Source organism: Phycisphaeraceae bacterium (assembly GCA_020639155.1).
Lineage (GTDB): Bacteria > Planctomycetota > Phycisphaerae > Phycisphaerales > UBA1924 > JACKHF01.
Window position 1 is genome coordinate 1,134,557 of the sequence record JACKHF010000001.1, and the last position, 12,248, is coordinate 1,146,804.

At 55.4% G+C, this 12,248-nt stretch carries 10 protein-coding genes; 6 read left to right on the plus strand and 4 right to left on the minus strand.

Features of this window, described 5'->3' with window-relative positions; genetic code table 11:
* Positions 1 to 93 precede the first annotated feature (93 nt).
* From H6815_04880 to H6815_04905, 6 genes are all read left to right on the plus strand, one after another.
* On the plus strand, positions 94 to 564 hold the full coding sequence (locus H6815_04880; protein MCB9859769.1) for an acyl-CoA thioesterase: 471 nt from the start codon (positions 94 to 96) through the stop codon (positions 562 to 564).
* Entirely contained in the window at positions 564 to 1,148 is a 585-nt protein-coding gene (locus H6815_04885; protein ID MCB9859770.1) for a phosphoribosylglycinamide formyltransferase, read from the plus strand. Before H6815_04880 ends, H6815_04885 begins: the two co-directional genes overlap by 1 nt.
* Positions 1,149 to 1,195: 47 nt before the next feature.
* Positions 1,196 to 1,882 carry a hypothetical protein gene (locus H6815_04890; protein ID MCB9859771.1) on the plus strand — a complete coding sequence of 229 codons (687 nt, stop codon included), beginning with the start codon at positions 1,196 to 1,198 and terminating at the stop codon, positions 1,880 to 1,882.
* 202 nt (positions 1,883 to 2,084) lie between these two features.
* Positions 2,085 to 3,674 carry a CPBP family intramembrane metalloprotease gene (locus H6815_04895; GenBank protein ID MCB9859772.1) on the plus strand — a complete coding sequence of 530 codons (1,590 nt, stop codon included), beginning with the start codon at positions 2,085 to 2,087 and terminating at the stop codon, positions 3,672 to 3,674.
* 516 nt (positions 3,675 to 4,190) lie between these two features.
* Positions 4,191 to 6,224, plus strand: a complete 2,034-nt coding sequence (locus H6815_04900; GenBank protein MCB9859773.1) for a hypothetical protein — start codon at positions 4,191 to 4,193, stop codon at positions 6,222 to 6,224.
* Positions 6,225 to 6,459: 235 nt separating this feature from the next.
* The gene (locus tag H6815_04905) at positions 6,460 to 7,626 is read left to right on the plus strand and encodes a hypothetical protein (protein ID MCB9859774.1); all 1,167 of its coding nucleotides are present in this window, start codon (positions 6,460 to 6,462) and stop codon (positions 7,624 to 7,626) included.
* 30 nt (positions 7,627 to 7,656) lie between these two features.
* Here the strand turns inward: H6815_04905 and H6815_04910 are convergent, their stop codons facing one another.
* From H6815_04910 to H6815_04925, 4 genes are read right to left on the minus strand one after another with little or no spacing between them, the layout of a single operon-like run.
* The gene (locus H6815_04910; protein MCB9859775.1) at positions 7,657 to 8,142 is read right to left on the minus strand and encodes an LEA type 2 family protein; all 486 of its coding nucleotides are present in this window, start codon (positions 8,140 to 8,142) and stop codon (positions 7,657 to 7,659) included.
* Between the two features lie 50 nt (positions 8,143 to 8,192).
* Positions 8,193 to 10,442, minus strand: a complete 2,250-nt coding sequence (locus tag H6815_04915; GenBank protein MCB9859776.1) for an HAD family hydrolase — start codon at positions 10,440 to 10,442, stop codon at positions 8,193 to 8,195.
* 18 nt (positions 10,443 to 10,460) lie between these two features.
* The gene (locus H6815_04920) at positions 10,461 to 11,966 is read right to left on the minus strand and encodes a glycosyltransferase family 4 protein (protein ID MCB9859777.1); all 1,506 of its coding nucleotides are present in this window, start codon (positions 11,964 to 11,966) and stop codon (positions 10,461 to 10,463) included.
* Positions 11,959 to 12,204, minus strand: coding sequence for a hypothetical protein (locus H6815_04925; protein ID MCB9859778.1), 246 nt, complete (start codon positions 12,202 to 12,204; stop codon positions 11,959 to 11,961). Before H6815_04925 ends, H6815_04920 begins: the two co-directional genes overlap by 8 nt.
* Positions 12,205 to 12,248 lie beyond the last annotated feature (44 nt).

The following is a 12,248-nucleotide window of genomic DNA, read 5'->3' on the forward strand; positions in this document are numbered from 1 at the left end:
AACGCTCTTTGAGGCAGTCTTCGCTGGTCTGTACGGTGGGAAGAAGGCGAGAATGTTGAATCGGCTCTAGTACACCCGAATGATGCAGCGCTCATGGGAAAACGATCGACGAAGAAGCCATCAGGAACGACTCCACCACAGAAGCGGGATGCTGCTGAGTGTGGCTGCACACACGAGGATCGCACGCTGGCCCTGCGCGTGATGACGCTGACACGCGATACAAACCAGTACGGCACGATCTTCGGTGGCATCATCCTCTCGTATATCGATCAGGCTGGGTTTGTCGAGGCGCGCAGGCACGGCAGACACAGATGGGTGACCGCGTCCGTCGATCGCGTTGATTTTCATCAGCCGGTGCATCTGGGAGATGTGGTAAACTGCTATGCGTGCACGACGAGGCTGGGCCGCACAAGCGTGACCGTGTGTGTCGATGTCGAGGCTGAGCGCTACGAGACAGGCGAGACAGTACGCGTGACCACAGCAATGCTGACAATGGTTGCTGTCGACGCGCAGGGTAGGTCGATTCCGTTCAGCTCTCCCCCCACTATCGGAGTTGACGAGTAATGGCGCACGAGTCTGAGCATCATCCGGCTCGTCTTGCGGTGTTCCTTTCCGGATCGGGACGCACACTGGTAAATCTTGCTGATGCGATCGATCGTGGCGAGCTAGATGCTGAGATCGGGCTCGTTGTGGCGTCTCGCCAGTGCCTTGGATATGACCGGGCGCGTGAGCGCAATCTGCCAGCACGAGTCGAGCAAGGTGTTATCCCCGAGCGAAGGCTGGTGCAACTGCTTGATTCATCGCGCATCGACTGGGTGGTGCTGGCGGGGTACCTCAAGCTGCTGCCGATTCCGGCGCGATATGTTGGCAGAGTTGTCAATATCCATCCAGCGCTGCTCCCGCGTCATGGCGGGCCTGGAATGTATGGCGATCGCGTGCATCAGGCGGTGCTCAACTCCGGTGATACTGAGACGGGATGCACAGTGCATCTGTGCGACTCGGAGTACGACATGGGACGGATTCTCCTCCAGCGTCGGTGTGCGGTCCTGCCGGGGGACACAGTGCGTATGCTGGCCGATCGTGTCTTTTCGCTAGAGACCGAGGCGTATCCAGAGGCGCTGCGGATGCTTATTGAGGGCAGGGTCTAACTGTCCGAGGCATCTCCGGGGGCTTTCTCTAACCGTACTATGCGACTATGAAGACTGCGTGGAAATCCATGGCGAGTGTTGTTGGTCTGTGTGTCGCGACAGCGTGGCTGACCGGGTGCGCCCGTCTGCATCACGACTCAACCGTTGCAGTGTCGTCCGGGGCGTATGCATCGTCATTCGAGCACGCCAAGCAGGTGCTGCGTGACCAGAACTTCGATCTTGATCGTGTCGATGCGCGGACGGGTGTGATCACGACAAAGCCGAAGAGTACGGCAGGGCTTGCCACGCCGTGGGACGCTGAGCAGACGTCGCTTGGTGCCGAGGCTGACGATTTTCTTTCGAACCGTGCACGCGTGGTGCGTGTGTGGTTTGAACCCGCAGCTGAGCGCCCCGCCAGTAACGATGCTGAACTTGCGCCGGCTGTCGCGCCAATTCCTGTTGAGCCCGGAGCGCCGAGCGCTCCGGGTGTGATGCCGACAGACATGCGCACGTATGACGGTGTTGTGCAGGCGCGGGTCGATGTGGTCCTGCTCTCATCGCAAAGACCGGGTCTGCGTCTTGATTCCACAAGCATTCGCATGCAGTCGAGAATGTTTGATCCGGCATTGGGCAGACGGGGGCTCTATCCGAGCTATGACGTACCGGTTGGCCGTGATGAGGCGCTGGAGCGTCGAATCGCGGGCAGACTCAAAGAGGTGCTTGTCAGAGAACAACTAACGCCAGAGACACAATGACGTCGATCGACGTTTTGGTTCGTCGAGCGTCCGGGAATGGCGTGTTTGTTGATTATCAGCCGAAAAACAGAGATCTTGTGTGGTGAGCTTTCATCTGAGTGTGAAAAGATGTGTGTGATCGTTCATCCTGTCTGACGAAACACACCCAGGACGTTTACAGTACTGTCTCATCCCGTTAAAGCAGCACCATTGAATACCGCGTATGACTGACGAGCATCGTGACGACATTCCAGCACCTGATGCTCCCGATCGGGAGCATCTTCCTGCATTGAAAGATGAGCGCCCTGATGTGCGTGCCATGCATTTTCCGCGAAGCGGAGCCCACCGTCAGCCGGGCGTTCGATGGGCTGCTGCTGCAATCGCCTTCACCGCTGCGATCCTGATTCTGTTGCAGAACATCAACATCTTCCCCACTCCGCAGATAGAAGAAACTGAGCCCGAGTCGCTGATTGTTTCGCCACAGTTGACAGATCCTGTGCTGATCAGCAGCAAGCTGATGCTCGGCGCATTCGAGTTGCCCTTTCTTGATGCCGACACTAAGGAAACAATCAACAAGCTTGTCTTTGCTGAAGAGTCTCAGCAGGATTTGAGCGCGATTGATCTGTTGCGCATGGCCATCTTGCGCGGTGTGGCGGTTGACCCTGCGAGCGGTATCGAGATGCTCAGTCGGGCAGAGGAACGCATCGAGCGACGCACGCAGGAAGTAGCTAATGACGCAACGCTGAGCGAAGCGGATCGCGAGACGTATGCCAAACTCTTCGACGAAGTGTCCTCCGACATCGCGTTTGTGCGAACTGTGCTGACAGAATCGCTGGATGCGGTGGACGCGTACGACCTTGATCAGTTTACGACCCGTCACGGATGGTTTGGAAGATTGCTGAAAACCTATGGCACCGAGAAGGGGCGTCAGCAGCGCAAACTGATGGCGGCGCAGGGTGCGCGTGCGTTTCTTATCCTCTTTGTCATGATAACGGTTGTGGTATGCGCCTTCGTTGTTGGGTGCATTCTTGCGTTCGTTGCGTGGTTTGCGAACTTCCAGGGACATTTGCACTGGCGCATGCGCCATCCCAAGGGGCCTATCTATCTTTATGCGGAAACATTTGCACTGTTCCTGGGATCATTTCTTGCATTAATCGTGGTGACCGAGCTGGCGATGCTCGGCGCAAGCGAGAAAACTGCGGGCGTGATCGGCGTGCTTCGAATGCTGGCGCAGGCGGGGCTTGCGCTCTTGTGCTTCTATCCGTTCTTCCGCACCAAGCGCCCGGATCTGATCAGTCGCGACATCGGTTGGCATACCGGCAAGGGACTGACATCTGAGATCTTTGCTGGCATCATCGGATACTTTGCTGGGTTGCCGATTATCGCATTGGGTGTCGCTGTGATGGCTCTGCTGGTGAGTGTTGTCAGCGCGTTCTCTGACGGCTCTGGAGGCTCGGGTCCAACGCACCCAATTGTTGAGAGCTACACGCGATCAAGTATCGAGATCTTTATTGCCTACTTCTTTGCGGTGATCTGGGCGCCGTTTGTCGAGGAAACAATGTTCCGCGGATATTTCTTTACGTATCTGCGGAACAGGCACGGTTTTATCTTGTCAGGTCTGCTGACCGCGTTTGTGTTTGCAGCCATTCATCCGCAGGGATGGATGTTTATACCAGCGTTAGGATCGATTGGATATGTGATGGCGATGCTTCGCGAGTGGCGCGGCTCGCTTATCGCGCCGATGGTCGCGCACGCAATGCACAATGCCACACTCGTTACCTTTGGTGTGCTGCTGTTCAAGACGCTGATGTAGTATTCTGTGTACACCTGATACACGTGCAGCATTGACAGACGACAACGAGGACCACATGCTGGTCCTCGTGCCGCTCCCTTTCGTCCGTCCGGGCTGCTCCCTCAGAGCCCGCAAGGCGAACCGGCTGCCGATCGGCCGGTGCGTGTGCACTGCGTCCGACAAGGTTTGGTTGGTAAGGCCCCGCGCCGGGGAGGCTAAACCGACGCGAGGCACACGCAGGGGACACACAAGCAACACGAGGTTGGCCTGTGCCCATCTCGTCAGGAGACAGGCGCTAACCAACCCCGCTGACTTCTACAGCATCCAATACGTTTGCTGTTTCGGCCAGTCGTGTGTGTGCTACTGCGCAGATTCGGCGCGGCTCAACCGGCATAACCGGCACAGACAGTTGGGCCATAGCAATCTGCTTTATTCGGTCCAATAAGACGGAATGAATGAGTGTTGTATACGGATCCGTTTCCGTTATACTCCGTGTCAGCCACTCAGCATGTCGGTGGTATGGCTTTGGGGAATCACATGAAGCACTTTGTGGATATTTGCGCTTTTATTGCAGCCTTATTGTTATGTGCGACAGCAAAGTCACAGTTCTGTGCTCCGTACGAACTTGGCCGTGTTCCAACCTCGGGAGACGCTCTGAATATCGTTGTCAGTGGAAACATTGCGTATGTTGCCTGCGGCGAGCAGGGGGTTGATATCTTCGATATTTCTAGTCTGGCAAGCCCAGTGCTGCTTGCTACGCTGGACACACCCGGTGTTGCCCGTGCGGTTGATGTGTCCGGGAACCACCTCTTTGTGGCTGACAGGCTCGAAGGTCTCCAGGTGATCGACGTAAGTGACCCGCTGCAACCTGTGATCGTCGGCTCATACGACACACCAGGCGATGCGTTCGGAGTGACGGCGGATGGTGATCTTGCGTTTGTAGCAGATTATGACAGTGGACTTCAGATATTGGACATCTCAAACCCGGCTGCTCCAGCGCTGGTGGGAAGTTACGACACACCAGGAACTGCGACCTCCAGCGATGTTGATGGAAGTATTTGTATAGTGACAGACTGGGACGAGAGCATTATCATATTGGATGTTTCCACGCCGTCCTTGCCAGCTTTATTATGGACATATTCAACATCTGATTATGCTTACGATGTAGCCATTTCCGGCAGATATGCTTATATCGCGTACCGTGACTCTGGCCTCTTCACGTTTGACATTTCTAATCCGAACGAGCCGCGAGGAAAAGGCATTTGTGTAACGCGTGGAGTTGCAAGATCAGTCGAGGTGCATGGCGAATATGTTTATCTCGCGTGCGATGACGCAGGTGTCCAGGTGACGAACTCTGATCCGAACGTGCCGTATTCTGTTGGGCATCGACTTCTTGGGATTGCTGAATCACATGGCACGGCATTCAATGTTGCTGTTGTAGACCAGGGATTTGTCGTTGCGGACGGTCCGGGTGGGATCGCAACCTTCGTTGTGCCGGACCAGCCCGTGACTCCTGCAGAAACAAATATCTCGTCCAGTGTTGTTTCGATCTTTCATCAAACCATTACCCATCGATTTGTTGTTCATGGTAGTTTGTTGTTTGTGATCAGAGATGGAGCCGGATGTAGTATTTACCAACAGGATCAAAGCGGGAACTGGATCTTTCAATCAGTGATGAACACTGATTCATACGACATTGCAATCTCGGATAATCTTGTGTATTTAGCGACAACGGACGGGCTGGAAATCTGGGACGTTGCAGATATCCAGTCACCATCCTACATGGGAGGCGTTGGAAACCTCGGAGAAATACAATCGATTACCCTTATGGGCAACACGATATATTTGGCTAACAAAGACGTTGGAACCTTGTATGTTGTTGATGTGGCGGACCCTACGGCTCCGGTGTATATGGGGGGAACACTGATGCCCGGAGATGGCTGGGATATTATTGCGCATGAAAACTACGTCTTTGAAGCGGGTGGCAGCTGGTTTAGTGTGGCAGACGTTACCGATCCTACTGCAATAAGTACGTTCTGGCACTTCAGCCCGATTAGCAACGCGTTTGGACTCGACTATGCTGATGGAAGACTCTTTGTTGTTGGCGAGTATGGTTTTTTTACGCTCGACGTAACCAACCCAACGCAGGCTGTTCTTGAGGACGAGTGGCTTGGACTGTATCGCGGCAAAGCAGTCCAAGTAGTCGGCGATAGAGCGTATGTGGCTGACGAGCAATTCGGTCTTCTCATCTTTGATATCAGCGACTCGTCGCATATTGAATGCCTGGGCATTCTGGATGAAACTACAGACACCAGAGACGTGCATGTTGCAGATGGTCTTGTATATCTCTCAGATCGGTTTAAGGGAGTCTTTGTGATTGCGCCCTCGTTGTGCGTTGATGTTTGCTACGCCGATTGTGACGAGTCCGGCGCACTCACCATCTTTGATTACATCTGCTTCGGCAACGCGTATGCAGGCAACGGGCCGTACGCCGACTGCGACAACAACGGCAGCCTGAACGTGTTTGATTACATCTGCTATGGCAACGCGTATTCGGCAGGATGTCCTTGATGCGATTGCGGGTTAGCGCAGCGTGATTTCGCCCTTGCCGGAAAACGCTTGCGTGGGCGTGCGCGGTCTCGAATCGAACAGAGCTTCATTTAATGTTCTTGGTCGAAATAAACTGCGGTGCGAGGCAAAGTGGATATTTACAAAGTTTTGACTTCTGAAAATGACAGATTTTGTTATACTGGATGCAGGTTCAGTGCATTGGATTGAACGCGGGAACATATTGGGAGGCAGTATCGTGAAGACGACATCACGTTTCTTTTCGTCTGTAGCAAGTATCGTTGCGGTCGGTTCTATCGCGTGTGGGCAATCATGCACGCCGACTCTTGTGACCACGTTCGACACACCCGGCACAGCCTGGGATGTGTTTGTTGTGGGATCTACAGCGTACGTTGCCGACGCAGCTTCCGGGTTGCAGATATTTGATGTCAGCAATCCAGCAAGTCCTGTTGCGATCGGGTCGTATGCAGCGGCAGTTGGTGCCGGCCGGGTCGTTGTGCAGGATGAGATTGCCTTTGTTTGCAGAGGATCAGCCGGTGTTGACCTTGTCGATGTGACAGACCCAACAGCGCCAGCTTTGCTGTCGACCTTTCCGTCGCCGTTTGGAAGTTCGATTGTGAGTGTGAAAGTCGTTGGGACCACGATGTATGTCGCAGACTGGCCGACGCACTTTCTTGTTGTTGACATTGCTGATCCAACGCAGCCGAGCCTGCTCGGGATGGCTGACACAGGCTTTTCCGATGATGTCTTTGTTGAAGGCGCGTTCGCGTATGTTATCAATGCAACATTCGCTGGCTCTGTTGATGTCTTTGACGTTACAGTGCCGACGAATCCATCCTTCTACTCAGGATTCATTACAACGCAGTCAAACGGGAGTGTGACCGAGGTGGCTGCGCCATATATCTATAATGCTGAGTGGGAGCATGGGTTCAGGGTGTACGACATGACGCTCCCGCCGAACTCGGCGCCGGTTGGCGAGCTTTCCATCCCGCAGAACCAGTTCTATTCGTCAGGACTTTCATCGCTGGGCAGTCTTGTTGCATTATCTAGCAGCGACGATGCATCCCTTCGTGAGGTGAAGATTATCAGTGTCGCGGACCCGTCAGACCCATTCATCATGGGGCAAGTGGATGTGCCCGCACCACCGCACAGATCAATAATTTCAGGTGGCTTCGTCTTTGTGTGCTTGGGTGATGCGGGCGTGTCGATCATCGATATCAGCACATGCCAGCAAGCCTGCTATGCCGACTGCGACGAGTCCGGCGCACTCACCATCTTCGATTACATCTGCTTCGGCAACGCGTATGCAGGCAACGAGCCGTACGCCGATTGTGACAACAGTGGCAGCCTGAACGTGTTCGACTATATCTGCTATGGCAACGCGTATGCAGCCGGGTGTCCATGAGCTGCGCATTTGGCGCGATATCAGCGTTTTTCAAGGCAGTGTGATCTCGCCTCCGCCTGAGAACGCCTTTGTTGGCCTGCGGATTCCAGCGTCGAAGAGCACCTCTGCAATCGGGCCTCGAACAAGATAGACCATTGTTCCTGATACATTGAAGGAAACGGTGCTGCTTGCGGCTTGAAGTGTGGTGAGCTGGTCGGCTTTGATCACAACTGGCAGCGAGATCGTGTGCTCATCGTTTCTGCGCAGGGTGGTTTCCGCAGAGCGCTTGCCAGCAAACACGCGCTGGCCGTTCATGTCAACATGGTACTCGATATCGCGCAGTGGCAACGGCTCGGTGTTTGGGTTGGCTGCGGTGATATTGACTTGCACGACCATGCCATGATCGGACTGTTCAATGATCGTTGCGCCCGGCTCAACGTGGATGGATGGTGGACTGACTGGAGCGGAGCAGCCAACACACACGCAGAGCAGGCAAAGCGCGAGCATCGGGATGCGTGTGTGTCTGAAGATCTGCATGTGCCTTGAGTGTTGTTGCATGGGCTAAATGTACGCGCTATGGGGAGGTGTCAGTGCTTGACTGCGTGCGTGCTGGCGCTCGATGCGGTCTGACTCTCTGTTTGCGGGCTCGGCTTTGCTTCGATCGTGGCATCGGGCTGTTGCAATCCCAATGCTCGCTTGACGAGGGATTTGGGAATGATCTTTTCCGGGACCATGCGGCCGAGCTTTGATGCGCGGGCACGCTGGAGCACTTTGTACGGCCAGATGGACTGCATGGCTACATGACGTTCGACACGATTGAGATATCTGTCGTGGAGATCGTCAAGTCCGTGCAGACGCAGGAATCCGCACGGCCAACTAGTTGACTCAAGAAATGCGACCATCTTCTGCCAGCCCTCGTTGCTTGTCCGCGCCTGCGTGACCAACTCCTTTGAGAGCTGGAACCGTTTGTCCACGAACCCGCCCACGCCGAAGGTTTCGTTGTGCACGAGCGAGAAGAACGCGCTGGCGAGCGCTGGGTCCGGGCTTTGCGCGATCTCACGAAGCAACTGGATGCACTGCGGTCGGATGTCGTCGGATGTCATCGCGTGGATGCGCATGACGCGAGCGACATCTGGCATCGCATCCAGCGCGCCCTGCTGGAACGCACCGATGTATGCGTGATGCACATGATCCTCGCCATCGTCATTGACGCGGTGGGCAACGATGGAATCGCCATCACGCTCGTATCCACGCACGCTGCCGGTCGGCGCGTTGGTCAGCATCTCATAGGGCGCAACATTCCGGAGCAACTCGAAGATCGCAGGAGGATCACGACGGGCATCCGGGCCGAAGGCCTGCTTATGCACGTTGTCAGGCTGTGTGTTCAGCAGTCTTTGCAGCCCGAGATATACACCATTGACCTGCGTGCCGGGCAGCATGTAGGCGATGTTGTCCTGGATGGTGCCACGCCAGCCGATGTCGACAATGACAGCCTGCTTTGTGTTGGGTGCCAGCCCCTTGGCTGCAAGATATCCGGAGAGCAGCTCGCGTCGTTCATCGCGTATCTGCTCCACAAATCGGAGAAAGACACGATCGTTGAAGAGTGCAATGACGCGCTGGTCTTTCCATGGATATCTGATGATTTCATCTGCGCCGAGACTGTGTCTTGAGAGGAACGGCTCAGCGGAGAACCACTGGATGCCAAGCGAGCTGAACAACTGGCCCATGGATTGTTGCGAGTACTGGTTCCACAGGCGCATCAACTCCTGGAGCGTGATCTCGCGGAGTGACGGGAAGAACGTCGCGATACGGGAGACTTCCAGCACAACCGGTTGCTGCATCGGCACGCTGGTGGCGTATGACTCCTGCAGCTGTGTGTGTACCTGTGCGAAGAACTCACCCTCGCGTGTGAAGTAATGGATCGACTTTGCACCAACTCGATAGGCGCGTTCTGATGCGTGAAGAACCAGCCCCGCAAAGACGGGCGCATATCGCCTGCCGAGCGTGTACAAGCGCTGCTGTGTTGATGTCAGATCATCCGGGACGTGCTGCGTTCGTGCGAGCGCATCGGAGATCAGGGCGACAGTTGCGCGCATGTCGCCGTTGATGCGCTGGGCAAAGCGTTTCTCGTGTGTTGCGCGTTTCGCGTCGAACGGCTCAAACGTGAATCGGCGCGCAGTCGCACCGGATTTCCGAGCCATTTTCACATCGGACCATTCGTTGTCTCCGACATGGGTGTGATCTGCTGGGTCGATACCAAGCTCCTTGCGCACATACGCAAAGATCCTGCCGGACCGTTTGTTCAGTCCCACGTCGCAGGAGACGTAGATGCGTGAGATCATGCTGCTGATATCCGGCGCTACCGCATCAAGAATCTGGCGCAGCCGGGGTTCGGACATATAAAAATCGCTGATCGCAACGACCTTCGTCTCGGGATATCTCGCGGTCGACCGAACGATGTCCGCACCTGCAGGATCGAGCGAGCATACCGACTTTTCGTTGTGTGCCTCGGCGTTTGCCAGCGAGACAGCATGGTCTCTGATGCCAGGGGCGCCGAGATGCTCGATCTGGGCTGCGTTCAGTACCGAAAAGAGAAGGCGGGCGAAGACATCTTCGATCTCATACTCGTCGTCATTGCCCGATGCTGCGTTCTCTCTGCCGATCTCACGCTCTGTCTGCACACGCAGGTCGAAGAGTTCATGCACGGTGTATGGTTTCTTCAGTATCGTGCCGAACCGAAAGAGCATGCGCTTTGCTGAGACGAGCTTGATCTCGTCGGGATGGCATGTCCGGCGCAGCAGCGTGTCCCAGATGTCGATGGTCAGCAGCGGCGGCATGACAAGAACTCCACGAGATTACTTCGTTTTCTGCAGATCGTTTGCGACCTGCTCACCCCACTTGCGCTTTGCGTACATGCGATACACACCGGTTTGCTTTGCGCCCATGAGCATGCGGTATGTTCGACTGTTCTTGATGCGCTGGAGCTTCTGCATCGCATCCTCGTTCAGGTCCACATGATTCCAGTTGTGCCCGTACCGTGATCGCGCCCAAGCGGCGTACATCGGGTTCTTCTTCAGCCCAGTAAGCGCCTTATATGAGCGAGAGTTCTCGATGCGTGCAAGCTCCTGTCTTGCGAACATCTGGGCATCGATCATCTCACCAAGCATGCGCGATGTTCCGTTCTGATGTGCTCCGTGTTGACGCAGCGGCGCACCGATCATGTCCGGCGATCTGTAGTACATCGGCTGGATATTGTGCGCGCGATCGCTCCAGGTCTGTGTTCTTCCGGCGAGCAGATCCTCAACCGCTCGAACGAACTGCTCGAAGCCAACTGAAAGATTGTGATTCTTCATGAACTGCTGGCCGAACGCGCCCATGCGCTCACGACGGTCTGGATCATCAAGAAGCGTCAGAATGCCGCGTGCAATTGCTTCGGGCTTGGTCGGCGTGAGCAATGCGCCCTGCTCCGGAATGTCGTACAGGTTGTTATCGCGGTGCATATCGACAACCGGAAGTCCGGCAGCCATCATCTCGAACGGGATGCGTGACGGGTTGGACGAGCTGATGCACAGGCCAACCTGACACTCGTTATAGATATGGTTGCACTGCTCGATGGTGACAAGGCCGCGATGCTCGTGCTCAAACCAGACGTGCTTGGTGTCGGCCCGTGAGCCGTAGAAGATGATGTTGACATCCGGGCGCTGTTTCTTCACGATGCCAAGAGCGTTCATGCCAAGCATGGGGCATCGGCGGGGCTTTTCCGGCTGGAAAATAAAGCAGACGGACGGGGTGCGCTCGATTGATTCGATTCGTTTATAGACCGAAAGATCGGCGCAGAAATCGAACCACGTCCCAGCACAACCATACTTGTGTGCGAGCGTGTGTGTCAGCCAGCGTCCGATGGAGATGGGTGTCAGGCCGAGCTGGTAAGAACGCTCTGCTTCAAGGAACCCATCGCCCATTGGCATAAACCAGGCCTCGTAATCCTGAACAAAGTACGCCTTCCTGCACTGCTGTTGAATATTCCGCACAAACTTTGCGGTGTACCAGGCAGTTGCAAAGACCAGATCAACAGGCTGATCGATCTTGAATCCGAGATGCACGCGTGTTTCTGGTGACGTGTATCCAAAGTAATCGCGCAACTGCTCGATGACCTGCTTGCGGATTGCGCTTGTGCTGGGGCGTTGGGCAGGCTTCAACTCAACATAGAGATGGCACTCGTGACCGCGCGCTTCGAGCGCTGCGACATTCTGCAGGATTGTGCGATGGCCACCCGAGCCCTCAATCAGTGAGGGCATGAGCCACGCAATCTTCGCAGGTCGTTGCATTGATGTTTGAACCTGTCCGTTTTCTTCAGCCATGCGATACGTCCGGCGTCCCCTGCGAGTTGAGCAACTTTCTTGCATGGCGTGCCCGGCGATGTGTCAGCATCTGCTCTATACGAGCGGCGCGATCAACGCAGCCGGATTCAAGCACACTCACACGAGCGCGGAGCTTTGCAAGTTCAGCTTCCAGCGCGAGAACTTTGGAGCGCAGCTCATCGCCAAACGTGGCGGCATCAGTTGTGACAGGGCTTTGTTTGGGCTCTGGCTCCGCCATGCAGATTGCATGGTAGACGTCTGGGATCGTATTGGAATCTCTCT